General features: G+C 68.9%; 23 protein-coding genes and 1 pseudogene. 21 read left to right on the forward strand and 3 right to left on the reverse strand.

Annotated features, from left to right (window positions below; translation table 11 throughout):
- Nucleotides 1-162 precede the first annotated feature (162 nt).
- Nucleotides 163-1,287 (forward strand): hypothetical protein, encoded by a 1,125-nt coding sequence (locus tag ACXDC7_RS13045; RefSeq protein ID WP_144009639.1) that lies wholly within the window; start codon nt 163-165, stop codon nt 1,285-1,287.
- Between the two features lie 144 nt (nt 1,288-1,431).
- Nucleotides 1,432-1,683 (forward strand): annotated as a pseudogene (locus ACXDC7_RS13050) (NlpC/P60 family protein); the annotation flags it as partial.
- Nucleotides 1,684-1,937: 254 nt separating this feature from the next.
- Here ACXDC7_RS13050 and ACXDC7_RS13055 read toward each other — a convergent pair.
- Nucleotides 1,938-3,440, reverse strand: coding sequence for a multicopper oxidase family protein (locus tag ACXDC7_RS13055; protein WP_029144349.1), 1,503 nt, complete (start codon nt 3,438-3,440; stop codon nt 1,938-1,940).
- A gap of 212 nt (nt 3,441-3,652) precedes the next feature.
- Nucleotides 3,653-4,096 carry a hypothetical protein gene (locus ACXDC7_RS13060; protein ID WP_029144350.1) on the reverse strand — a complete coding sequence of 148 codons (444 nt, stop codon included), beginning with the start codon at nt 4,094-4,096 and terminating at the stop codon, nt 3,653-3,655.
- A 150-nt stretch (nt 4,097-4,246) separates the two neighbouring features.
- On the opposite strand from ACXDC7_RS13060, the gene ACXDC7_RS13065 reads away from it, so the two are divergent.
- Both ACXDC7_RS13065 and ACXDC7_RS13070 read left to right on the forward strand, forming a co-directional pair.
- Nucleotides 4,247-4,456 carry a heavy-metal-associated domain-containing protein gene (locus ACXDC7_RS13065; protein ID WP_029144351.1) on the forward strand — a complete coding sequence of 70 codons (210 nt, stop codon included), beginning with the start codon at nt 4,247-4,249 and terminating at the stop codon, nt 4,454-4,456.
- 146 nt (nt 4,457-4,602) lie between these two features.
- Entirely contained in the window at nt 4,603-6,882 is a 2,280-nt protein-coding gene (locus ACXDC7_RS13070) for a heavy metal translocating P-type ATPase (protein ID WP_029144352.1), read from the forward strand.
- 181 nt (nt 6,883-7,063) lie between these two features.
- Here ACXDC7_RS13070 and ACXDC7_RS13075 read toward each other — a convergent pair whose 3' ends face one another.
- Nucleotides 7,064-8,131, reverse strand: a complete 1,068-nt coding sequence (locus ACXDC7_RS13075) for a flavin-containing monooxygenase (protein ID WP_029144353.1) — start codon at nt 8,129-8,131, stop codon at nt 7,064-7,066.
- Nucleotides 8,132-8,301: 170 nt separating this feature from the next.
- Between ACXDC7_RS13075 and ACXDC7_RS13080 the strand changes: the two genes are divergently transcribed.
- The 17 genes from ACXDC7_RS13080 (at nt 8,302) to ccsB (ending at nt 24,599) form a co-directional block, all read left to right on the forward strand.
- Nucleotides 8,302-8,892 (forward strand): YdhK family protein, encoded by a 591-nt coding sequence (locus ACXDC7_RS13080; RefSeq protein ID WP_029144354.1) that lies wholly within the window; start codon nt 8,302-8,304, stop codon nt 8,890-8,892.
- Between the two features lie 44 nt (nt 8,893-8,936).
- Nucleotides 8,937-11,129 (forward strand): heavy metal translocating P-type ATPase, encoded by a 2,193-nt coding sequence (locus tag ACXDC7_RS13085; RefSeq protein WP_084515714.1) that lies wholly within the window; start codon nt 8,937-8,939, stop codon nt 11,127-11,129.
- Nucleotides 11,130-11,140: 11 nt separating this feature from the next.
- Entirely contained in the window at nt 11,141-11,497 is a 357-nt protein-coding gene (locus ACXDC7_RS13090) for a metal-sensitive transcriptional regulator (RefSeq protein ID WP_094458783.1), read from the forward strand.
- A 44-nt stretch (nt 11,498-11,541) separates the two neighbouring features.
- On the forward strand, nt 11,542-12,066 hold the full coding sequence (locus tag ACXDC7_RS13095) for a carboxymuconolactone decarboxylase family protein (protein WP_029144357.1): 525 nt from the start codon (nt 11,542-11,544) through the stop codon (nt 12,064-12,066).
- A gap of 267 nt (nt 12,067-12,333) precedes the next feature.
- The gene (locus ACXDC7_RS13100) at nt 12,334-12,882 is read left to right on the forward strand and encodes a hypothetical protein (RefSeq protein ID WP_029144358.1); all 549 of its coding nucleotides are present in this window, start codon (nt 12,334-12,336) and stop codon (nt 12,880-12,882) included.
- A 396-nt stretch (nt 12,883-13,278) separates the two neighbouring features.
- Nucleotides 13,279-13,926, forward strand: a complete 648-nt coding sequence (locus tag ACXDC7_RS13105; protein WP_051191545.1) for a hypothetical protein — start codon at nt 13,279-13,281, stop codon at nt 13,924-13,926.
- A gap of 3 nt (nt 13,927-13,929) precedes the next feature.
- On the forward strand, nt 13,930-14,526 hold the full coding sequence (locus ACXDC7_RS13110) for a TlpA family protein disulfide reductase (RefSeq protein ID WP_084515715.1): 597 nt from the start codon (nt 13,930-13,932) through the stop codon (nt 14,524-14,526).
- Between the two features lie 223 nt (nt 14,527-14,749).
- The gene (locus tag ACXDC7_RS13115; protein ID WP_029144360.1) at nt 14,750-15,250 is read left to right on the forward strand and encodes a hypothetical protein; all 501 of its coding nucleotides are present in this window, start codon (nt 14,750-14,752) and stop codon (nt 15,248-15,250) included.
- 420 nt (nt 15,251-15,670) lie between these two features.
- Nucleotides 15,671-16,060, forward strand: coding sequence for a TlpA family protein disulfide reductase (locus ACXDC7_RS13120; protein WP_051191548.1), 390 nt, complete (start codon nt 15,671-15,673; stop codon nt 16,058-16,060).
- 6 nt (nt 16,061-16,066) lie between these two features.
- Nucleotides 16,067-16,834 carry a cytochrome c biogenesis CcdA family protein gene (locus tag ACXDC7_RS13125; protein ID WP_029144362.1) on the forward strand — a complete coding sequence of 256 codons (768 nt, stop codon included), beginning with the start codon at nt 16,067-16,069 and terminating at the stop codon, nt 16,832-16,834.
- A complete protein-coding gene (locus ACXDC7_RS13130; RefSeq protein ID WP_051191550.1) occupies nt 16,834-17,142 on the forward strand; it encodes a hypothetical protein in 309 nt (102 codons plus the stop codon). Before ACXDC7_RS13125 ends, ACXDC7_RS13130 begins: the two co-directional genes overlap by 1 nt.
- A gap of 231 nt (nt 17,143-17,373) precedes the next feature.
- Complete coding sequence (gene lgt / locus ACXDC7_RS13135; RefSeq protein WP_459222396.1) at nt 17,374-18,384, forward strand: prolipoprotein diacylglyceryl transferase; 1,011 nt, start codon at nt 17,374-17,376, stop codon at nt 18,382-18,384.
- A gap of 83 nt (nt 18,385-18,467) precedes the next feature.
- Complete coding sequence (gene lnt, locus ACXDC7_RS13140) at nt 18,468-20,108, forward strand: apolipoprotein N-acyltransferase (RefSeq protein ID WP_265077877.1); 1,641 nt, start codon at nt 18,468-18,470, stop codon at nt 20,106-20,108.
- On the forward strand, nt 20,105-20,422 hold the full coding sequence (locus ACXDC7_RS13145; RefSeq protein ID WP_179445991.1) for a hypothetical protein: 318 nt from the start codon (nt 20,105-20,107) through the stop codon (nt 20,420-20,422). The genes lnt and ACXDC7_RS13145 overlap by 4 nt, the downstream gene beginning before the upstream one ends.
- Before the next feature lie 538 nt (nt 20,423-20,960).
- Nucleotides 20,961-21,767 (forward strand): twin-arginine translocation signal domain-containing protein, encoded by an 807-nt coding sequence (locus ACXDC7_RS13150; RefSeq protein ID WP_144009640.1) that lies wholly within the window; start codon nt 20,961-20,963, stop codon nt 21,765-21,767.
- 163 nt (nt 21,768-21,930) lie between these two features.
- The gene (resB, locus tag ACXDC7_RS13155) at nt 21,931-23,520 is read left to right on the forward strand and encodes a cytochrome c biogenesis protein ResB (protein ID WP_229119008.1); all 1,590 of its coding nucleotides are present in this window, start codon (nt 21,931-21,933) and stop codon (nt 23,518-23,520) included.
- On the forward strand, nt 23,517-24,599 hold the full coding sequence (ccsB, locus tag ACXDC7_RS13160; protein WP_029144365.1) for a c-type cytochrome biogenesis protein CcsB: 1,083 nt from the start codon (nt 23,517-23,519) through the stop codon (nt 24,597-24,599). The genes resB and ccsB overlap by 4 nt, the downstream gene beginning before the upstream one ends.
- Nucleotides 24,600-24,612 lie beyond the last annotated feature (13 nt).

Here is a 24,612-nt window from a genome sequence, read left to right on the forward strand (position 1 = left end):
TCGTGTCGTACGCGGCTCGGCGTCAGAGCCCCCTGCCCCCTCGTCGGCGAGCGATCCGCGACCCACACGACTCGACCCAGCACGATCGCACAGAACCCTTGCAACTTATACCCTAGGGGGGTATGGTTCGATGAAATCGTCCCGCCGAAGGAGCTGAGATCCATGGATACGACAGCGGCAACTCCCAAGCTGACCCGAGACCCTCGACGGTGGGCAGCATCGACTACCCGGGAAGATCTGATCGCCGCCGCATTCGGACTGTGGCTGATGGGCGCTCTGTACACCGACGGCTGGGCTCATCTGAACGTGCCTGGCATGGAGACCTTCTTTACGCCCTGGCATGCCGTTCTCTACTCCGGCTTCGCCGCACTTGCCCTGTGGACGGCGCGACTGGGGTGGAAGCAGTGGCGAGCACGTCCCCACGAATCCGCATCCCAGTCATGGCCGCTTCGTGCACGGATGGCTTTCCCACCTGGCTACGGTCTCTCCGCGATCGGTGTCGGAGTGTTTCTGCTGGGTGGCGTGGGAGACATGCTGTGGCACACGTTGCTGGGCATCGAGACCGGCATCGATGCGCTGGTCTCCCCGACGCATCTTCTGCTCCTGGTGGGCGCGGGTCTCCTCGTCTCCGGCCCAGTTCGTGCTGACCGCCTCACGCGGCGCAGCGGTTCGCTCGTGTCCTGGCCGGCGGTGATCTCCTACGCCGTTGTCGCCGGGATCGCCGGCTTCTTCCTCAGCTACACCTCGGTTTTCGTCACACCGTTGGCCCGGATTCCGATGACCACGATCCCCGAAGGCGCTCCGGGTCATGAGGCCGGCGAAATGCCGACGTCACTGGGGCTGGCATCCTATTTGTTGACAACGGCATTGCTCACCGTTCCGCTGTTGATGGCCAGCAACGGCCGGCGACTCCCGACCGGGGCGATCACCATGCTCGTTGCGCTTGCGGCCATCCCGGGGGCCGCGTTGCAGAACTGGCAGAACATCGTGGCGGCGATTGCAGCCGTGCTGGGTGCTGCCGTCGCCGACATCGCCGTGTCCGCCGCACGGACTCGGCGGCCCGAACACCAGGGATGGGTTGCGGCAGTACCGCTGTTCGTATGGCCGGCACAGCTACTGGGACTGCATCTGAGTGTCGGGGTGGCATGGACCGTTGAACTCTGGGCCGGCGTGGTAGCCCTCACCGTTGTGGAGGCGGTGGTGCTCGGCCGGCTGCTGGTCACACCGCCAGATGATGCAGCCCAGCCCGCCACCCTGGGACACGGGCGATCACCGGCAACGCAGTGAAGCCGCCGGCCCCGGCTCCAGCGCAGCGGGGACCGACTCGACCAGCACCACCCCTAACTCGACCAGCGCTTCCGAGTTCACCGGCTTCCAGCAAGGGCGCGAACGGCAGTCGCCTTCGCCAAGTCCCAGCTCGGAAAACCCTACGAATTCGGAGCGACCGACCCCGGTTCATATGACTGCTCCGGCATCACCCAGACAGCCTGGGAAGCCGCCGGCGTCCAGATCAGCCGAACATCGCAGCCCCAATCCCGCGACGGCTCACCCGTCGCCATATCCGACTTTCCAAGCTGGCGACATCGTCTTCTTCTGCAACGCCACCGCACCCAGCGACGTCGGCAACGGAGTCATGATCCACACGCCGCGGCCGGGCAAATCGGTCGAGCACTCCAAGATTAGATGCATGCCGTTCTCCGGCGCACGACGACCCTGCTGATCCAACGCTTTGCCCCTTCTGGTCTGAAAGCGCCTCACGCCGCCGGGATCCTCTCCGTGAATCCCCTGTATGACCAGAGGACGCCGCTTGATCGCTCGATGGCCAAGAACCTCAACCAATTGGGTGTGCGCGGGAACCTGCAGCGGCCAACAACGACCCGTTTGCGCTTTGGCCCGTTTAACGCCGGGCCCCTTGGCCGCCGAGCTCGTCCGACAGGTCAACCCTGCTGGTAGGCGACAGCGGCCATCATCCCGGCCTCGCCGTGGTAGACGTTGTGGCAGTGCGTGAGCCAGCGGCCGGGGTTGTCGGCGTCGAACTCGACGCGGAGGGTCTTGCCGGGCAGGACGATGGAGGTGTCCTTGCGGGGCCCGCCGCCGGCGTGCTGGTAGGTGTGGCCGTGCAGGTGCATGGGATGCCACATCTTGGTGCTGTTCTTGAACTCCAGCGCGACGCGCTCCCCGTCGACGATGCCGAGGGCGTCGCGCATGGGCTGCTCCATGTCCATGCGCTTGCCGTTGATCGCCCAGTCGTACTTCTCCATGGCCCCGGTCAGCTCGAGGACGAGTGTGCGGTCCACGGCGCGCTTGGGCAGGGCGACCGCGCCGGTCGCCTTGAGGTCGGCCGCGGTGGCGGGAGCTTTCGTCTGCGGGAGCTTCGCGCCCTTGGCCGGGGCGCTGCCGGATCCGGTGCGCAGGACGGCGACGGCCTGGTCCTGCTTCCCGAGGGCTTCGGCCATGACGGCGAACGCGCCGTCGCCGACGGTGATGACGGCGTCGTAGCGCTCGCCCATGCCGAGCACGACGCTCTCGGCCTCGTGCGGCTTGACCGGGTAGCCGTCGGTGTGGGTGATGGTGAGCGGGTGCTCGGCGACGCCGAACCGGAAGGCGGTGTCGCCGCCGGCGTTGATGATCCGCAGTCTGATCTTCTGGCCCGGCTTCGCGGTGAAGGTTTCGGGGTCGGCCGCTGGCCTGCCGTTGATCAGGTAGAGCGGGTAGTAGACGTCGCCGGCGTCGCCGCCGAGCAGCGGCGAGGTCGCCCCCATCAGGGTGTTGCCCATCCGCATCGGCCCCATGTCCATGCCGCCGTGGTCCATCATGCCCCTGCCGAGTTCCTTCATCACCTGGTCGGGTGTCGCGGTGACGCCGTCGAGCCAGTCGTCGAGGACGATGATCCATTCCTGGTCGTAGTCGGCCTTCTCGTTGGGGTCGTCGATGATCAGCGGCGCGTACAGGCCGCGGTCGAGCTGGGTGCCCACGTGCGGGTGGAACCAGTAGGTCCCGGCCTGCGGGAGCGCGAACTGGTAGGAGAACGTCCCGCCTGGCTCGACCGGCTTCTGGGTGAGGTTCGGCACCCCGTCCATGTCGTTGCGCAGCGCGAGCCCGTGCCAGTGCACGGTAGTCGGGTCGGGCAGCTTGTTGGTGAGGGCGACCTTGAGGGTGTCGCCGACGTTGCCGCGGATCGGCTTGGTCGCCGACGCTCCGGTGAAGGCCCAGGTCTTCGCCTCTTTCCCGGCCAGGTCCACGGTGGCCGGTTCGGCGGTCAGGGCGCGCTGCACGGTCGCGCCGGTGCGGCGGCGCTTGGATTCGGCCTTCGCGACGGCGGCGCTGTCGGGCCCGACGAACGAGGTGGGCTTGCTGGTGGAGGTGCAGCCGGCGAGGCCTGCGGCGGTGAGGGCCAGTGCGCCGGCGAGGAACTGGCGGCGGTTCAGGTCGGTGTGCATGGTTGAACGATGTCCTTCTGTGTCGATGGTGAGCGGTGCCACGGGCATCGGCCTCGACGCGCTCGACGACCACGGTTGATCGGATGCGCAGGCTCGAGGGCCCTCGGGAGAGGGGTCAGCGCCATCTGGGCGCGATGCCGTCGCAGATGCAGGGCAGGGTCATTGGCCTGCCCCCGATGGGCAGGAGCGCCGATGAGGGCGCTCCCCGCTGCTCACGTTCGATAGATCGACAGTTCCAGGTGCGACAGGGCCAGCCTTCGGGGCGTCTGGAGCAACAGCACCGGCTCGGGCGCGGGGCCGAGCTCGGGCAGGGTCGCGGCGAGCGGGGCCGGAAGGACGGGGATGCTCTTGCCGGTGGGCCCAGGGACGCAGGTGGAGCCTGAGCCGCTGCTCATGGCACCCGCGCAGCCGCCGGAGCCGTGGACCATGCCGTGCGATCCGGACGTCGACGACGAGGGGACGGCCGCCTCGGCGGTCAGAGCTGGCGTCGCCGGGGCGGAATGCTTCATCGAGGCCATGGGGGCGCTCATGGCCGTGGCCCCGGCACCGCTGACCAGCGAGTGCATGCCGAGGAGGCCGGCGATCAGCAGGGCCGCGAGGACGAAGAGCTGCAGCCGGTGCCGGCTGCAGCGGGGTTCGGCGGTCGCGGTCTCCACGCTGCACAGCATACCCCGGTGGCGTATCCCGTCTCCAACGGAGGATCCGTCGACGAGGCGCACGCCCCGCCTTGCGAGAATACCCAGCAGGGGTATACGGTTACTCGTACGCGGTACCCACCGGGGGTATCTCTACTGAGGAGGCAATCGATGGCTGCGAACGAGTACCAGGTGACGGGCATGACCTGCGGGCACTGCGAGATGTCGGTCCGCGAGGAGGTCAGCGGGGTCCCCGGCGTCGAGGACGTCGAGGTCAGCGCGCAGACCGGCAAGCTCGTCGTGTCCGGCTCCGGCGATATCGACGACGCGAAGGTCCTAGCCGCTGTCGAGGAGGCCGGCTACACGGCCGTGCGCGCCTGACGACACCACCACCAGCGCGGCTCACGCTTCCCGTCGACTCCGATGGCGACGGGGGCTGAGCGCGCACCACTGATCGCACGGGGTATGACTGCCCTGCGCACGAGCCGGACGCCGCAGAGCCCGGAGGAGAGAAAGGACGGCAGAGGATGACTGCACCAGCGCCGCTCAGCGCGGACGCCGGCATCGAGCTGGAGATCGGCGGGATGACCTGCGCCTCGTGCGCGAACCGGATCGAGCGCAAGCTCAACAAGCTCGACGGCGTCACCGCGTCGGTCAACTACGCCACTGAGAAGGCCAAGGTCACCGTGCCCGCGGACTACGACCCCGCGCTGCTGGTCGCCGAGGTCGAGAAGACCGGCTACACCGCGGCCCTGCCCAAGCCCCCGAGCTCGACGACCGCCGAGTCGGCTGACGGCGAGAGCGAGGAGGCCGACCCGGAGCTGACCTCGCTCAGGCAGCGGCTGATCGGGTCGATCGTGCTCACCGTCCCGGTGATCGCGATGTCGATGATCCCGGCCCTGCAGTTCACCTACTGGCAGTGGGCCTCGCTGACCCTGGCCGCGCCGGTGATCGTCTGGGCGGGCTGGCCGTTCCACAAGGCGGCGTGGACCAACCTCAAGCACGGCACCGCGACGATGGACACGCTCGTCTCGATGGGCACCTCGGCGGCGTTCCTGTGGTCGCTCTACGCGCTGTTCCTCGGCCACGCCGGCATGCCCGGCATGAAGCACCCGTTCGAGTTCGCCCTGGCCCGCTCCGACGGCGCGGGCAACATCTACCTCGAGGCGGCCGCCGGGGTGACGATGTTCATCCTCGCCGGCCGCTATTTCGAGAAGCGCTCCAAGCGCCAGGCCGGCGCGGCGCTGCGCGCGCTGCTCGACCTCGGAGCGAAGGAGGTCTCGGTGCTGCGCGACGGGGCCGAGGTCAAGATCCCGACCTCCGAGCTGGCCGCGGGCGACGACTTCGTCGTCCGCCCGGGCGAGAAGATCGCCACCGACGGCACCGTCGTCTCCGGCACCTCCGCGGTGGACGCCTCCATGCTCACCGGCGAGTCCGTGCCCGTCGAGGTCGGCGAAGGCGACCCGGTCACAGGGGCCACCGTGAACGCCGGCGGCCGCCTGGTCGTCCGGGCGACCCGCGTCGGCTCGGACACCCAGCTGGCGCAGATGGCCAAGCTCGTCGAGGACGCCCAGTCCGGCAAGGCCGCCGTCCAGCGGCTGGCCGACAGGATCTCGGGCGTGTTCGTCCCGATCGTCATCGCCATCGCGCTCGTCGCCCTCGCGGCATGGCTGATCTCCGGGGCCGGCGTCTCGGCCGCGTTAACCGCCGCGGTCGCGGTCCTGGTCATCGCCTGCCCCTGCGCCCTCGGCCTGGCAACCCCCACCGCCCTGCTGGTCGGCACCGGCCGCGGCGCGCAGCTGGGAATCCTGATCAAGGGCCCCGAGGTGCTGGAGTCCACCCGCAAGGTCGACACCGTGGTGCTGGACAAGACCGGCACCGTCACCACCGGCAAGATGACGCTCGTCGAGGCGATCGCCGAGCCCGGCACCGACCGCGCCGAGCTGCTGCGCCTGGCCGGGGCGCTGGAGGACGCCTCCGAGCACCCAATCGCCCAGGCCATCGCCAAGGGCGCGGTCCAGGAGGTCGGGCAGCTCCCGACGCCGGAGGACTTCGCCAACGTCGCGGGCAAGGGCGTGCAGGGCGTCGTCGACGGCCACGCCGTGCTCGTCGGCCGCGAGTCCCTGCTAGCCGACTGGTCCCAGCACCTCTCCCCCGACGTCGCCGCCGCCAAGGCCGCAGCCGAGGCCGAGGGCAAGACCGTCGTCGCCGCCGGCTGGGACGGGCAGGCCCGCGGGATCCTCGTCGTGGCCGACACGGTCAAGCCGACCAGCGCCGAGGCGATCCAGGGCCTTAAGGGCCTGGGCCTGACCCCGGTGCTGCTCACAGGAGACAACGAGGCCGTGGCCAAGCGGATCGCCGCCGAGGTCGGCATCGACCAGGTCATCGCCGAAGTCCTGCCCAAGGACAAGGTCGACGTCGTCGCCCGCCTCCAGGGCCAAGGGAAGGTGGTGGCGATGGTCGGCGACGGCGTCAACGACGCCCCGGCGCTGGCGCAGGCCGACCTCGGCCTGGCCATGGGCACCGGCACCGACGTCGCCATCGAGGCCTCCGACATCACCCTCGTGCGCGGCGACCTGCGCGCCGCGGTCGACGCGATCCGGCTTTCCCGCAGGACGCTGGGCACGATCAAGGCCAACCTGTTCTGGGCCTTCGCCTACAACGTCGCGGCCATCCCGGTCGCGGCCCTGGGCATGCTCAACCCGATGCTCGCAGGCGCGGCGATGGCCTTCTCCAGCGTCTTCGTCGTCGGCAACAGCCTCCGCCTGCGCGGGTTCCGCAGCATCGTCCCGGTCCGCGCACGATGATCCGGCCGTGATCAGCGGCGGCGAGACCGGCGTGGGCCGCGGTCCATCAAGCCTTGCGCTGAGCGGCGCAAGTCACGGGGCCCAGACGGGCGCGCGAGCACCGGGCCATCGGTTCACCGCGTGTGCGCCCGGACCTGGTCGGTCATACACGGTCCTGCGTGACGGCGTTGGAGATGGCCTTCTAGCTGTGGCCCGGCAAGGTTGTCGTGATCTGCTGGGCGATGGTTCGAGCGTCGTGTTGGACGAATCCCAGCAAGGCCGATCCGATTGTGGTCTGCCACGGTCGGCCGACGGTGTAGAGGCCGGCAGCGCCGGTCACGACACCGCGCTCGTGTCGGAGCCGCGACCAGTCGTCCAGTACGCCATCGATCCCGATCCAGGAGTCGTCGATCACGAAACCGGTTGCCCACAGGACCGCGTCAACTTGCAACGACGAACCGTCGCTGAACCCGACGAGCCGACCTTGACCGCCGACCAGCCGGGGCCGGAAGGAGACGCCGCGCTGTGTCAACTGGCGGCGGGACGAGCCGATGACGGTGCCGTCGTTGGCCTGCATCTTCCTGCCCAGCGGGCTGTTGGCCGCGACCCGGAGCAGCCCGAGGCGATCCTGCCACCAGAAGATGTCCCGGCCCAACGGTCGCTGCGGCACGCAGGCGTTCTGCCGGCCCTCCGACAGCACGACGCGTCGACCGGCAGAGGCCAGTTCGGCAGCGATCTGAAAGCCGGAGTTTCCGCCGCCGACCACGAGCACGACGCCATCAGGAAACCGCGTCGGGTTGCGGTAGTCGGCCGTGTGGACCTGGACCACCGCGGCCAGGCCGGTCGCCACGGGTGGCACGAACGGCTGGGAGAACGGCCCGGTGGCGATGACCACCTGCCGCGCGGTGATGGTGCTACCGGCAGCGGTGCGTGCTCGGAAGTGGTCGCCTGAGGTTTCGAGCCGGGTCAGGCGGGTGTTCAGGCGGAGGGGCGGTTCCAGCCAGGTGGCGTAGCTGCCGAGGTAGTCGGCCACCTGATCCCGCCCCGGGTAGGTGTCGGTCGGTGCAGGGAACGCCCGGCCCGGCAGGTTCGCGTACTGAGCAGGTGTGAAGAGCTTCAGCGAGTCCCACCGCGAGCGCCAGCTGTGGCCGATCGCCGGGCCGGCGTCGACGATGAGAAAGTCCACGTCCCGCTGCAGCAGGTGGTAGCCCACCGCCAGCCCGGCCTGGCCGCCACCGACGACCAGAACCTCATGATCGACAGCTGTCATCAGCCCGGCAGCTCACTTCCGCTCGTGTCGCCCGCCATGCGTCGATCCAAGCACAAGCGGCGCTCTCCTGCCCGGGGCGCGGCCAACAACACGATGACCACGTTGATGGAATACCCCATAGGGGTATATGGTTGCTAAGACCAGGATCGAGACGAGGATACGGAGTCCACATGCGAAAGCGACTGACAGCAGCACTGGCCGCGGGAGTGCTCGGCGGAGCGCTGGCCCTCGCCGGATGCACCAGCGCCGGCCAGGACCATCAGGGCCACGGCAGCAGCTCAGCCAGCACCCCGGCCAGCAGCGACGGCGGGATGGACCACTCGTCGATGGAGCACCCCATGGACGGCGGGCCCGCGCCCGCGGGCATCAAGACCGCCGCCGCCCCGAAGTACCCGGTCGGCACGAAGGTGATCCTCACCGCCGACCACATGATGGGCATGGACGGCGCGAAGGCCACCATCGTCGGGGCCTACAGCACTTACACCTACGCGGTGGACTTCGCCCCCACCACCGGCGGCGAGCCGGTCAAGGACCACAAGTGGGTCGTCCAGCAGGAGATCAAGGACGCCGGTAGCAAGCGGCTGGCCGACGGCACCGAGGTCACGCTGGAGGCCGAGCACATGAAGGGGATGAAGGGCGCGAAGGCCACCATCGCCTCCTCCACTGACGAGACCGTCTACATGGTCGACTACGAGGCGGGCGGCATGAAGATGACCAACCACAAGTGGGTCGTCGAGAGCGAGATCAAGCCGGCCGCCTGAGCCGGCCACCACCGCAGAGCAGTGCCCGGACAAGGGAAGCAGCAATGACAGATCCGAACGCGCACCAGCACCACCACGGCGACGCCGCAGACGCAGCCGCCGACAGGGGACACGCTGTCGCGACCACCGTGCCCGGCCATGGGGATGACCCGCACGCCGGGCACGAGGGCCACGCCACGCATCAGGGGCAGCACGGCGACCACGCCGCGCACGACGAGAAGGGAGACCGCGCCGGCCATGGCGGTCATGGAGGCCACGGCGACCACGTGGGCCAGTTCCGGCGGCTGTTCTGGATCAACCTCGTCATCGCCGCTCCGGTGGTGGCGCTCTCGCCGATGTTCGCGATGCTGCTGGGCTACTCGGTGCCCGGCTGGTCGGGCTGGGTCGCAGCGGTGCTGGGCACCGTCATGTACGCCTGGGGCGGCAAGCCGTTTCTCACCGGTGCCTGGAGCGAGCTGAGGAGCCGCAAGCCGGGGATGATGCTGCTGATCGCGCTGGCGATCACCGTGGCGTTCTTCGCGTCCTGGGCCGCCACCCTCGGGCTGGTCGACCACGAGCTGGAGTTCTGGTGGGAGCTGGCGCTGCTGATCGTGATCATGCTGCTGGGGCACTGGATCGAGATGCGCTCCCTGGCCCAGACCACCTCCGCGCTGGACTCCCTGGCCGCGCTCCTGCCCGACGAGGCCGAGCGCGTCGAGGGCGACGACGTCGTGAAGGTCGCGCCGGCCGAGCTGCGCGTCGGGGACGTCGTCATCGTCCGCCCCGGCGGCAGCATCCCCGCCGACGGCACCGTCGTCGACGGCCGCGCCGACATGGACGAGTCGATGATCACCGGCGAGTCCCGGCCGGTCGCCCGCGGCGAGGGCGACCCGGTCATCGCCGGCACGGTGGCCACCGACTCCGGCCTGCGGGTGGAGATCACGGCCACCGGGGACGACACGGCCCTGGCCGGCATCAACCGGCTCGTCGCCGAGGCGCAGAGCTCGTCTTCCCGTGCCCAGCGCATCGCCGACCGCGCCGCCGCGTGGCTGTTCTGGTTCGCCCTCGGAGCGGCTCTGATCACCGCGACCGTCTGGACGCTGGCCGGGTCCCCCGACGACGCGGTCGTGCGCACCATCACCGTCCTCGTGATCGCCTGCCCCCACGCCCTCGGCCTGGCGATCCCGCTGGTCGTCTCCATCGCCACCGAGCGCGCCGCCCGCGGCGGCGTCCTGGTCAAGGACCGGCTGGCGCTGGAGTCCATGCGTCAGGTCGACGCCGTGCTGTTCGACAAGACCGGCACCCTGACCAGGGGCGAGCCCACCGTCACCGGCGTCGAGCCGACCGGAGACCTGGACGCCGACCAGGTGCTCGCCCTGGCAGCCTCGGCCGAGGCCGACAGCGAGCACCCGCTCGCCCGGGCCATCGTCGCCGCCGCCAAGGACCGCAGCCTCGCGTTCGAGCCCGGCAGCGGCTTCACTTCCTCGCCCGCCGTAGGCGTCACCGCGACCGTGGCCGGCCACGAGGTCCGCGTCGGCGGGCCCCGGCTGCTCGAGGAGACCGGACAGTCCGAGATCGACGCGGCCGACGCCTGGCGCGGCGAGGGCGCGATCATCCTGCACGTCCTGCGCGACGGGCAGGTGGTCGGCGGGCTGAAGTTGGCCGACGAGGTCCGTCCGGAGTCCCGCGACGCCGTCGACGCCCTGCACCGGCTCGGCGTCGAGGTCGTCATGATCACCGGCGACGCCGAGGCCGTGGCGAACGAGGTCGGACGGGAACTCGGCATCGACCGCGTCTTCTCCGGCGTCCGTCCCGAGGACAAGTCGGCGAAGGTCGCCCAGCTGCAGCACGAGGGCAAGAAGGTGGCCATGGTCGGCGACGGCGTCAACGACGCCCCGGCGCTGGCCCAGGCCGACGTCGGCATCGCTATCGGCGCGGGCACCGACGTCGCCATCGCCTCGGCCGGGGTCATCCTGGCCAGCTCCGACCCGCGCTCGGTGCTCTCGGTCATCCAGCTGTCGAAGGCCGCCTACCGGAAGATGAAGCAGAACCTGTGGTGGGCCGCCGGCTACAACCTCGTCTCCGTGCCGCTGGCAGCCGGCGTCCTCGCACCTGTCGGATTCGTGCTGCCGATGTCGGTCGGGGCGATCCTGATGTCGCTGTCCACCGTCGTCGTCGCCCTCAACGCCCAGCTGCTGCGGCGCATCGACCTCACCCCCGAAGCCAGCACCCGCTCCGTCCTGGAGCGCCAGAAGTGAAGGACACGCCCATGACACTCGACACCACCACAGACGGCATCGGCACCGTCAGCCCCGCCACCGGGGCCGACGCCGGTGCACACCAGCACGGCTACATCAGCGACAAGGACCGCTACCTGGCGCGCATGAAGCGCATCGAGGGCCAGGCCCGCGGCATCGCCAAGATGATCGACGAGGAGAAGTACTGCATCGACATCCTCACCCAGGTCTCGGCGCTCACCCGAGCTCTGCAGGGCGTCGCGACCGGATTGCTCGACGACCACCTCAAGCACTGCGTCCTCGACGCCGCCAAGCTCGGCGACGACGGCGCGGCCATCGCCAAGATCCAGGAAGCCACCGACGCGATCAACCGGCTCGTCCGGTCCTGAGGCTCGACGAGCAGCGCACCCGCGCACACCAAGGAGAGGGACCCATGCCCCGTTTCGACCCGCTGACCGCCGAGACCGCCGTCGGCTCGTCCCGGGACCTGCTCGGCGAGCTCGTCGAGCGCCACGGCACCGTGGGCGACATGGTCTCCACGATGGCCCACTCCCCGGCCGTCCTCGGCGGCTACCTGCAGCTGAGCCGGGCCATGCGCCGCGCCAAGCTCGACCGGAGGATCAGCGAGCTGATCTCCATCGCCGTGCAGGCGCAGCAGGGCTGCGGCCTGTGCCTCGACGCCCACGTCGCGGCCGCCCGCTCCCTGGGCGTCGCCGAGGAGGAGATCAGCCTCGCCCACCAGGGCACGTCGAGCGATCCCGCCATCTCGGCGATCATCCGGCTCGGGCTGCAGGTCTATCGGGAACCGACCTCCGTCACCGACGAGCAGATCGCCGAGCTCCGCGCGTTCGGCTACAGCGACCGCGCGATCGCCGACGTCGTCGGCGTCGTCGCGCTCAACATCCTCACCGGCGCGTTCAACCTCGTCGCCGGGCTGGGACCCGAGGACCAGCACTGACGCCCGAGGGCATTCTCTTCGGCGACCCGACTGTGCACGGGGCCTTTCGACCGGCGGGTGCGGGCCGCGTCGTCGGCCTCGCACCGGCTGGCCTGGCAGCGGGAGCCGTGCTCGCAGCAGTCGCACTGGCCTCGGCCAGAGCGGGGTCTGGCGGTCAGCTCCCGGGTCGGATTGGCATGTCGCCGGTGTTTGCCGAATACTTGTCCGGGGCCGCGGCGTGCTCCGCGCACTCTGGGGCCACCGAATCGAGCGGAAGGCGGGAAGGCAGTGCAGCGTTTCCTGAGCATCGCGCGCCGCTTCTCGCCGGTGCTCGCGGTCCTCACCGTCGCAGCTCTGCTGATGCTGCAGCCGCCGGCTCGCGCCGCTGACCATTTCTCGATGTCTGCGTCACTGGGCACCGTCGCCGCCGGTGCGGGCGCTGCCGAGATGGCGACCGGTCATTCCCCGGCGAACAGCGCTCCCATTGTGGTCCACGGCCAGTTCTCGACCAAGAACGTCGGTGACCAGCAGGCGGCCGCGGCCGCCGACCCCCTGTCCATGGGGACCGTGTCCTCCGGGATGGGCATGGCGTCGGGCTGCGGCGCGGACTGCGGCTCGCCGGCGAGCCCGTCCCCGGGGCCGATGGACTGCGTCGCAGCGGGCTGCCTGATCCTGCTGGTGCTGCTGGTCGGGATCGGAAGCCTGCGGCCGGCAGCCCGCGGAGGCGGCTGGTCGCTTCCGCGCCCAGCACGGCGCACTCTCATTGAATCGTTGGTCCTCCGCTGCTGGGCTCGCCCTCCGCTGAGCCTCGCCGAGCTGTCGATCAGTCGCACCTGAGCCGGTCGCAGGTCCATCCGCGCCCGTTTCGGGGCAGCAGACATGCAGCCGTGGCCGTTCCCAGCCGGAGAACCGGCAAGTAACCACGGACCCGGCAAGTAACCACGGAACCTGTGGGCGGGTGTGCCGACCCGCGACGCTCGCGACGCCCCGGAGTCCATTCTCTGACGACTCCTTTGACAACTCGCGACGACCCCACCGGCTGGAGTTGAGCGGTCCATGCATCCTCGGCGACGTCGGGCACGTCTTCCCCGGTGGCCGTCGACCATCCCAGCTGAGAGACCCATGACCAAGAACCAGAAATCATCCACTAAGTCTTCGAGATCGTTGCCATCGCAGCGCTCGACCGGCGGGCGTACGGCCAGCAGCCGGTCCGCGCGGGACCGGCTGCGGCAGATGCAGCTCCAGGAGGCCAAGGCCCGCCGGACTCGACGGCTGATCACGGGTGCCGCGATCGCCGTCGTGGTGCTGGCCGTCGCCGCCGGAGCGGTGGTCATCGCCAGCCTCCAAGGCGGAGGATCCGGCGACCCCTCCGGCGGGTCGGCCGCCGCCGCGGGGCGTCGGGACCTGCCGCCATGGTCGCTGCCCGCCAACACCTCTGACGCGGCGAAGGCCGCCGGCCTCCGAGTCGGCCCGATGGAGGGAACGGCGGCCCACTTCCACTCCCACCTCGACATCAGCGTCAACGGGCAGCCCATCGCCGTGCCGGCCAACATCGGCGTCGACCCCGCTAGCGGCCAGATGTCGGAGCTCCACACCCACGACGAACGCGGCGTGCTGCACGTCGAGGCCCCCACCGCCGACGGCCGCTACACCCTCGGCCAGGTCTTCACCGAGTGGCAGGTCCGCCTCGACGCCGAAGGCATCGGCGGACTGGACAACAGCAACACCGACAGCCTGCGCGCCTACGTCGACGGGAAGCGATTCCAGGGAGACCCCGCCACGATCCAGCTCACCGCCCACCGGCAGATCTCACTGGTCTACGGGCCGCGAGACGCCACCGACGACCCGGCGGCCAGCTACGCCTTCGAGCAGGGCGAGTAGACGATGCCAGCGAGAGGACCACAGACCGCGGCCCGGACCGTTGCGCTGGCCGCCGTCGTGCTGAGCGTGACGCTGGCCGCGGGCTGCACGAAGTCCATCGACTCCGCCTCGCCGTCGAAGGACGGCGGCTCCGCCGGGCCGGCCTCCGGTGTGCAGCTCTATCAACCCGGCCAGCGCAAGCCCGCCTCGACCGCCGGAGGGCCGGACGTCATGACCGGCGAGAACGTGACCACCGACCATCCCGGCAAGGTGGTCGTGGTCAACGTGTGGGCGTCCTGGTGCGGGCCCTGCCGCAAGGAGGCTCCCGACCTCGCCGCCGCGAGCCGTGACACGGCCAAGACGGCCCGGTTCGTCGGCCTCAACATCCGCGACGACCGCGAAGCCGCGCAGGCCTTCACCCGCGCCTTCAAGACCCCCTACCCGAGCATCTTCGACCCCGAGGGCAAGCAGCTCGTCAGGTTCTCCGGCCAGCTGTCGACCACAGCGATCCCGACCACCCTGGTGATCGACCGCGACCGGCGCAGCGCAGCCCGGATCACCGGCCCGGTCGACCGCGACACCCTCGTCGCGCTCATCACCGACACCGCCAACGGCAAATAGCCGACGCCCCGATGAGTGCCGGACGGGCAAGGGAGGTGCTGGAATCGAACGGAGGCTGGAGCCCCGGCGGTGAGCGGGGACATGCCCGTGGCGCTGCCGGTGGCCTTCTTCTCCCGGGCACGTCCCGATGGACACCCTGCCGCTGCTCCTACACTCAGCTTGCGTTTAGCTCGGCCTCGCCGCAGCGCGACTGATTAGTCTCCATCTGAGGTACGGTGTGCCTGTGCGCGTGCGCCCGAGCCTGACATCCAGCCGATTCCTGGGCTGGATCGTCGTCCTCGTCGCTGCCGTCGCAATCGTGTTCGGGGCGGCAGTCACCGTTCAATCCGGCCAGAAGTCGGCGACGCCGCATGTCGAAGCTGTCAGCCCGGCGGTGCATCGGCAAGTCCTGACCGAGGAAGGCCAAGCGGTTGATCACGGCTGGCAGACCGTGGGGGTGGCGTCCGTGTCGCCGCCTGTTCCCGCAGCCCAGGTGAGCGGCGGTTTCTCGATGACGCCGTCCTCCGGCTCCGACCACGGACCCGGCGACGGCAGCTGCCCACTTCTCGCCGCGGCATGCATGATCGCCCTGATGGTAGTCCTGGTGAGCTGGAGGCTCCGTCGACCCGGCACATCGGTGATCCGCATCCTGCCGCGGATGGCGACCCAGGTCCCGCAGGTCTCCTCCGTGCGCTACATGCCAGCGGCTCGATCTCCACTCATGTTCGGGATCAGTCTGACCTGATCGATGAAGGGGAGGCACAGCCTCTCCCGCTGCGGTTGACTTCCATAGCGCGACCCTCTACCGCCCATGTCGCGGCGAGACGCCCGCGCTGTTCCCTGCGTGCATCGCCACGTTCAGCTGGCGCACCGTCGGCTGCCCCCTGTTCGCGCGAACCCGCTCGCGTTCGGTGTTCGGCATCGGTGTGCCCGTATTCGGAGATCCCAAATGCTTCATCTCGTCAAGCCCGGCCCGGTAAAGGCCCGGCGTGTCGTTGTCGCGGCCGCCTCGGCCGCTCTTCTTCTCGTTACTTCGGCCTGCAGCACTGGTGCCGGTGCATCCCCGACTGGTGGCACCAGTCGCGGAGCAGTCCCCGATCCGGGACTGGTTCTGTTCAAGCTGTCCGACCGGCAACGAACCGCCGTTGCTGAAGGGCCCAAGGTCATGGGATCGGGGACCGCGACCACGAGGCATCCGGGCAGGGTCGTGGTGATCAATGTCTGGGCCTCTTGGTGCGGCCCCTGCCGCAAGGAGGCACCCGACCTGGCCGCTGCCAGCCGCAGCACGGACGAGGTCGCCCGCTTCGTCGGTCTCAACATCAGGGACCAGCGCGATGCCGCGCGGGCGTTCAGCCGTGCCGTCAAGATGCCGTATCCGAGCATTTTCGACCCCGAGGGGCAGCAGCTGGTCAAGTTCTCCGGGCAACTGTCGACCACCGCCATCCCGACAACGTTGGTGATCGACGAGCAACAGCGCAGCGCGGCCCGAATCACGGGCCCTGTCGATCGCGACACCCTGATCCAATTGGTCAACGACACCGCCGACGGCAGGTGAGCGGCAATGCTTGATCAACTGGCCGCATGGGCGACACAGTCGGTGAGCGGGTCGATGCCGGTGGCCCTCCCGGTCGCCTTCCTCGCCGGTTTGGTGTCGTTCTTCTCCCCCTGCGTCATCCCGCTGTTGCCTGGCTACATCTCCTACGCCACTGGCATGTCTGCCGCCGACCTCGTCGCCGGCGGCTCACGGATGCGTCTGGGACGGACCTTGATGGGCAGCAGCCTGTTCGTCGCCGGGTTCGGCGTGGTCTTCGTTGCGAGCGCGTCACTGGCCGGGCTGCTGGGCAGCAGGTTCATCACCTGGCAGGACCCGCTCACCCGCGTCATGGGCGTGATCATGATCGGGCTCGGACTGGCCTTCACTGGCCTCCTCCGCTTCGCCCAGCGCGACCTGCGACTCAGTTGGCTGCCTCGCTTCGGGCTTCTCGCGGCCCCGCTGATCGGCTTCGTGTTCGGGCTGGGCTGGACGCCGTGCATCGGGCCGACCCTCGGGGTCGTGTTGACCATGGCGATGAGTCAGGCGACCGCAGCCAAAGGGGCGTGGCTGGCCATCGCCTACACGCTCGGACTCGGCATCCCGTTCATCGCCGCGGCGATCGCGTTCAACAAGATCAGCACGGCCGCCCGCGCCCTGCGGAACCGGCAGCAGTTGATCATGCGCATCGGCGGTATCTCCATGATCATAGTCGGCCTGCTGATGGCCACCGGCCTGTGGACCAACGTGATCGGTGCGCTCCGACAATCCATCAGCGGATTCGTGACGGTGATCTGATGAAGCAACCAGGCAGCAACAGCACTCCCGAAGAACGTCGTCGAAAGCAACGCCAACGCGAGATGAACCGCCAACTGCGCGTGTGGACTCCGCGCCGCGTCGTCGGGTGGATCCTCGTCGTGCTAGCGGTGGTGATGGGCATCACGCACTGGCTCGCGCACCTGGGATGGCGACCGATCCCACTGGCCATGGGCTGGCAGGACCTGCTGCTCGGCTACCCAGCCGCAGGCCTTCTCGCCATTGCCGGCGGGGTCGTCATCGGCGCGCGCACCCACCGGCCTGGATCCGGGAACCGTGGCCATCACTGATCCCGCTCACAGATTGCCGCACCACATGTCCCGAAACCGGCACTGACAGCAAGGCAGAAGTATGCACCCCCACACGCCAACGGCAATGCCCTTGACATCGGTACGCATCCACGGGCACCGGGACACCGGGTCCGTCCGTCTTCGGACGATGCACGACAGCGGTCCAAGCCGGCACCACGTCCTGCTCGCATGCGTGCAGGGCTGCAGCGACATCGGGGAGGCATCGGCTCAATGATCGGTCACACGCTCCCGTTGTTCTTCATTCCGAGCCCTCCGTGGAGGGAATGGTTGCTGTTCGGGCGACTCCCGATCCGGGCATACGCGCTGTGCATCATCGCGGGCGTGATCATCGGCACGATCGTCGCCACCCGACGGTGGATCGCCCGAGGCGGCAGCCGCGACGCGGTCGAGACCGTCGCCCTGGTTTCGGTTCTGTTCGGCATCGTCGGAGCCCGCCTCTACCACGTGATCACCGACTACCAGCTCTACTTCGGACCGGGCCGCACCTGGTATCGAGCGTTCTTCATCTGGGACGGCGGCCTGGGCATCTGGGGCGGTGTCGCGCTCGGAGCGTTCGGCGGCTACCTGGTCGCGCGCCGACGCCGGATCAGATTCTGGGCGCTCGCCGACGCTCTCGCCCCGGGGGTGGCCATCGCGCAGGCCGTCGGCCGACTGGGCAACTGGTTCAACCAGGAACTCTTCGGTCGGCCGAGCACCCTGCCATGGGCGCTGAAGATCGACCCGCAGTACCGGCCCGTCGGCTACGAGCAGTACGCCACCTTCCACCCGACGTTCCTGTACGAGCTGATCTGGGACGTCGCGGTGGCGATCGCGGTGATTGCGCTCGACCGTCGGTTCCGGCTGGGCCACGGCAAGGCGTTCATGCTCTACGTGATGTTCTACACCGCCGGCAGAGCATGGGTGGAGAGCCTGCGCATCGACCCCGCGCATCACCTCGGCCCGTTCCGGCTCAACGACTACGTCTCGGGCATCGTCTTCCTGGCCGCCCTGCTCTGCTTGCTCTGGCTGCTCCGCAACAAGCCCGGCCGGGAGCTGGTCGTCGAGGGTGACCGGTCGGTCGTCGGCGAGCGGCCGGGCAGCAGAGCTGGTGAAACGCCGCCCGTCCCCGCTTCCGATTCCTTCGCTGCGTTGGACCAATCAGAGCCATCCGCGCTCGATCACCCCACCACGCCGGAGCACGACTCCGGCACAGCCGAGCGTGCCGGCGGGGGTCCGCGGTGATCTACCGACGCGATGACGCGACTTCCACCCGCGGTGCCGCCTGTCACGTTGACGATGCTGCTACCGACATTTCTGTGACCTGCGTGGATTCCTCATCCACCCGGGGCCGCGGCGGTCAGATAATTCAGTCGCTGGGTCGGCTGGTCTTGGCCGCGTTGTCCGGGTTGGCAGTCGGGTTCGCGTTTCAGCCGTACGCACTGTGGCCGCTGGGCTTCCTCGGCGTCGCGGGACTGTCGGTGGCTGTTCACGCGGTTCCGCCTCGGCGCGGGTTCGCGGTCGGATACGTGTTCGGGGTGGCGCTGCTCCTGGTGGCGATCGGCTGGGTCCGGGTGATCGTCGGCGGCGGCGCGGCCGCCTACCTGGGTGTGGTGGGCCTGATCGGATTCGAGGCCGTCTTCTTCGGGCTGCTCGGCCTCGCGCTGGCGATCATCGGGCGGCTCCGGTCCTGGCCGGTGATCGCCGCTGCTGCCTGGGTCGGCGTCGAGTACGTCTACGCGCGCTATCCGTTCGGCGGCTTCGGCTGGACCCGTCTGGCCTACACCGCAGTGGATGCCCCGCTGGCCGGACTGCTGCCCTTCATCGGCACCGTAGGTGTGTCGTTCGCGGTGGCTCTGCTGGCCCAGTGCGTCGGCTGGCTGGCGATCGAGATCATCCGGGCACGGCGGTCGCACGGACCGCTGACACGCAGCATGGTGGCCCGGACAGCGCTACCGGCATTGGCGACCTGGTCGATCGTGATGGGCACGGGTTTGGCCCTGTCCGGGTGGAATCCCGGCCCGCCGGCCCCTGCACAGAAGGCTCGTGTGGGCATAGTCCAGGGCAACGTTCCGGGGAAAGGGATCGAAGCGCTGGGCCGGATGCGCACCGTGACCGCGAACCATGTCCGGGAGACCCGCCGACTGATCAACGCCGCAGACCAGGGACGGATCGCCCGGCCCGACTTCGTTCTGTGGCCGGAGAACTCCACCGACATCGACCCGACCGTTGACCCGATCACGCGCGACCAGCTGCAGTCCGCGACCGAGCTTGCCGGGGTTCCCATCTTCGCCGGGGCGGTGATGGCCGGCCCCGGCGTCGACCAGCGGCAGACCAGCGGCCTGTGGTGGGACCCCCGCCGGGGCATCGTGGCCCGCTACGACAAGCGCAACCTGGTCCCGTTCGGCGAGTGGATCCCCTTCCGTGACCGACTGCTGCCGTTGTTCCCGATCTTGAAGCTGGTCGGAGCACAGTCGGTGCCAGGCACCCGGCCCGGCGCACTCCCGGTCCCCCTCCGCCTGGCCGGCGGCCCGGAGCAGCCGGTCATCGTGGGGGATGCGATCTGTTTCGAGCTGGCCTACGACGACACGATCTACGACGTGATCACCGGCGGTGCGCAGCTCTTCCTGGTCCAGAGCAACAATGCGACCTACGTCGGGACCGGCCAGGTCGACCAGCAGTTCGCCATCACCCGGGCACGAGCGATGGAGACCCGCCGCGAGATCGCCGTCGCCACCACCAACGGAGTCTCCGGCTTCATCGGCCGGGACGGCCGTGCGCAGTGGAAGTCCCGTGAGCGCACCGCCGCCTCGACCGTGGTGACGATGCCGCTGCGCACCAACATCACCCCGGCGGTGCGGATCGCCCCCTGGCTGGAGCGTGGCCTCGCACTCCTCGCGCTGAGCGGCTGCCTCACGGCGACGGTCGGGCGTGGCCGCGCCCGCCGGTCGAGAGCGGCAGGAGCGTGATGATGATCGTGAGTAGCCTGATCTGCACCGCGGTTCTGATGGTGGCGACCGGCCTGGGCTGCGTACGGACGCGCCCTTCTGCACGAGTGTTTCCCGGGTTGCTCCAGGTGGCCGGAGCCTGGAGCGCCTGCCTGCTACTTGTGGACCTTTGGCGTCGCGGTGCCGTCACTGTGGCGTCGATCGCGACGCTGTTGACCGTCTGCGCCGTGTCGATGATCTGGTTGCGGAGGGCGGATGGCAGCACCGAAGACACCTCTGACGACTTCCAGCTCTGGGAAAGCGAGCTCGCCAGCCCGGAGGTGTCGGAGGAATGAGCGTCTCCCGCGCGACCGGCCTCGCCCTGCTGGTCAGCCTCGCGCTGATGCACCCGATGGTGTTGACGTCAGCCGAACCCGTGCCGCCGAGCAATTCGTCGGTGCACCGCGTGCCACCCGACGCGCAGCCGATTCATGCTCCAGTCACGGCAAGCAACCCACCCGGTCGACATCCAGCAACTCGACAACCGTTGAGCGGCTGTCCCAGCTGCGCGCCCCCTTCGTTGGCGGCTTCATCGCATGACCGACCGACCGGTCCGATGGGCTGCATCGCCGCCGCTGGCTGCGTCATGACCATCGTCTTGCTGGCGGTGGCCGTGATCGTTCGTGGGCGAACCCCCGGTCGATGGTGGCATTGCCGAGCCCGCAGCATCGGATCGGCCATCGGAGCCGTCGCACATTGGCGTCGCCGACCGGCTCCCAGTCTCATAGAGCTGTCGATTCTTCGGATCTGACCCCACCCGCCCGGGCCATGAGCAGGCTGCGGTGAGCCCCAGCAATTCGTCCCGCTCCTCGGCCCATCAATTGCACACCCGGCTTGATCACTGCGCGCCCGGTTGAGCAGTCAGACAAGCTCCTCAGACTCTCCAGCACGACAGGAAACAGGAACGTGAATCAGAAGCGATCGAAGAACAAGCATCGACACGGTGCATCGACCAATCGCGAACCCGGATCCGCGCGCGCCCGCGCCCGGTTGGCAGAGATGAAACGGCAGGAGGCCCGCGCCCGAACGCGGCGGCGTTTCCTGGTCGGGGTCACCGCGGTCATCGTCGCCGGTGCCCTCGGCATCGGCATTTGGCTGGTGGCCCGGCAAGTATCAGCACCCAACGCCGCTGGGCCGGTGGCCGGCACCAAGGGGCGAAGCGATCTGCCGCCGTGGGGGCTCCCGGCCGATCCGGGCCGCCTGGCCGAGGCCGCCGGTCTGCAGGCATCGAACATGGAAGGCACCGCCGCGCACTTCCACTCCCATCTGGACATCACCGTCAACGGCCAGCCGCTCGCGTTACCGGGAGCAATCGGCGTCGACGCGAAGACCGGCTCGATGTCGGAGCTGCACACCCACGACGAACGCGGCGTCCTGCACGTCGAGTCACACAAGACCGACGGCAAATACACCCTCGGACAGCTGTTCGCCGAGTGGGACGTGCGACTCGACGGCCAGGGCATCGGCGGCCTGACCAACAACAAGACCGACAGCCTGCGCGCCTACGTGGACGGCAAACCGTTCACCGGCGACCCCGCCACGATCGAACTCGGCGAGCGACGCCAGATCTCACTGATCTACGGCCCCCGGAACGCGACCGACAATCCGCCCTCGAGCTTCGCCTTCGACGCCAATGAATGATCTCCGCCCCACCAGCAGATCCGATGCCGCACCTGGCCCGCGAGCCGATCCCGACGCGGCGGGCATCGCAACCACCGAACCCGCCACTCGCAGGACTTCCTCCAATGCGCCGGTGATCGGATTCCTCGGCGGGCTGCGGTTCCTGTGGACGCAGTTGATCACCATGCGGACGGCGCTGGCGTTGCTGTTCCTGCTGGCACTGGCCGCGGTGCCCGGATCGTTGGTGCCGCAGCAGAACATATCGCCGGTGCGAGTCAAGTCCTTCCTCGACCAGCACAAGACGCTGGGACCGATCTATGACAAGGTCGGACTCTTCAACGTCTACACCTCGCCCTGGTTCTCCGCGATCTACATCCTGCTGTTCATCAGCCTGATCGGCTGCATCATCCCCCGGGCCGGGGTCTATCTCCGGGCCGTGCGAGCACAGCCGCCCCGCACACCGCGATACCTGCATCGTCTGCCCGCCTACGCCTCCGCCGACCTGACCGCAGCCGAAGCCGGCGACAGCGCGGCCCCGACCGATGCTGCCATCCTGCGCCGGCTGCGCGACAACCTGCGAAGCAGGCGGTACCGGGTCACCCAGCACCCCGACGGGTCACTGGCGGCCGAGCGGGGCTACCTGCGAGAGGCGGGCAACCTCGCCTTCCACATCAGCCTGGTCTTCTTGCTGCTCGGCGTGGCCGTGGTCTGGCTGACCAGCTTCCGCGGCGACCGGGCGCTGGTCGTGGGAGGCGAAAGCTTCACCAATGACCTGGTGCAATACGACGACTTCAAGGCCGGCCCGCTGTTCCGGCAATCGTCTCTGACCCCCTTCAGCATCAAGGTCGACAGCTTCGACGTGAAGTTCGAGACCGGCAACGTCCAGCGAGGGGCCGCGCGGGAGTTCAACGCCGCAGTCACTGTCACCGACCGTCCAGGAGACAAGCCCCGCCAGGAAACCTTGCGGGTCAACCATCCGCTCAACCTGGCCGGCGGCGAAAAGGTCCACCTGATCGCCTGGGGATACGCACCGATCGTGACGGTGAAGGACGGCGACGGCAACGTCGTCTCCTCCGGTCCTGTCATCTTCCTGCCGCAGGACGGCAACTTCACCTCCGCTGGGGCGATCAGTGCGCCCGACGCCAGGCCTCGCAAACTCGGCTTTGAAGGGTTCTTCCTGCCCAGCGCCTACGTGGACGGCTCCGGGCCCCGCTCGGTGTTCCCCGACGCGTTGAATCCCCAACTGTTCCTGAACGCCTGGTCGGGCAAGCCCACCGCCGAGACCGGCCAACCCCAGAGCGTCTACTCGCTCGACACCCGCGGCATGACCCAGATCATGAACCCGAAGGACCCCAAACAGCCGCTGCGGTTCATCCTCCGACCCGGATACATCCAAAAGCTGCCCAACGGGCAAGGATCCATCCAGCTGGACGGGGTGCAGCGCTGGATCAAGATCCAGGTCGGCGACTCCCCCGGCGCACCCATCACGATCGTCGCTATCGGAACCGCCGTGCTGGGGCTCAGCTTCTCGCTGTTCATCCGGCCCCGGCGGATCTGGGCACGGATCCGACGGGTCGACGGCCACAACCTCCTCGAGATCGCCGGACTCGACCGGGCCGACGCCCGAACGGGACTCACCGAAGACGTCGAAGCCCTCGTCAACAGCCTCGACCTGCAAACGAGCTCACGCAACCAGACCCCACCCGGGCACGGGAACGAACCGGCAGAGCCCGATCCGACCACCGACAACCAATCACCGAAGGAGACGGCATGACGATCGACTACTTCTCCAACCTCGCTCTGGTCACCGCGACCGTGATCTACGCCCTGGCCCTCACCATGCACAGCATCGAATGGGCAGCCGCACGAAAAATTACCGCCGCCCGAAGCACCACCGGCAAGCGGAAGGGCGAGGCAGCGGACGACATCGAGACCAGAACCCGCCCCGACGCACGCGCAACGACCAGCCGCGCATCAGAGGCCTCAGCGTCCACCCTGACGATCACCCGGACCGCCGCCCAAGCCACGCCTGACTCACCGACCCTCGAGCCCGAAGGCGACGTCGACGTCGACGATGAACCCTTTGACGGAGACCCGATTCCGCAGCAGAAGACCGAGATGTTCGGTCGGATGGGCATCTCCTTCACCCTGATCGGGCTGGCCTGCGCGATCGCAGGCATTACCGCCCGGGGCATCGCCGCTCACCGCTGGCCGCTGGGCAACATGTTCGAGTTCACCACCATGGCGATGGTGATCATCGTCGCCGGCTACCTGGTCCTGGCCAAGATGGGGATGCGCTGGCTCGGCCTGCCCATCACCATGGTCGCCACCGTCGGCAACGGCCTGGCAGTGACCGTGTTCTACGTCGCAGTCGCCGGGTTGGTGCCGTCGCTGAACTCCTACTGGTTCATCATCCACATCACTGCCGCGACGATCAGCGGAGCAGCGTTCAACATCGGCGGAGCCATCTCGATCCTGTACCTGATCAAGAAGCGGGCCGAGGACAAGGGAACCGAGAAGGGCTACCTCCTCCGACTCCCCGATTCGCGCCGCATAGACGTGATCGCCTACCGGCTCTTCGCCTTCGCCTTCCCGCTGTGGACGTTCACCATCGCCGCCGGAGCAGTTTGGGCCGAGTACGCCTGGGGCCGCTACTGGGGATGGGACCCCAAGGAGGTCTGGGCGCTGGTCACCTGGGTGATCTTCGCCTGTTACCTCCACGCCCGATCGACCGCCGGCTGGAAGGGCGGACGGGCCGCCGTCATCGCCCTGCTCGGGCTTGCCGTCTTCTGGTTCAACTTCATCGGAGTGAACCTGCTCCTCTCCGGGCTCCACTCCTACGCAGGCATCTAACCAAGAAGCGAAC

The organism is Naumannella huperziae (assembly GCF_054073625.1).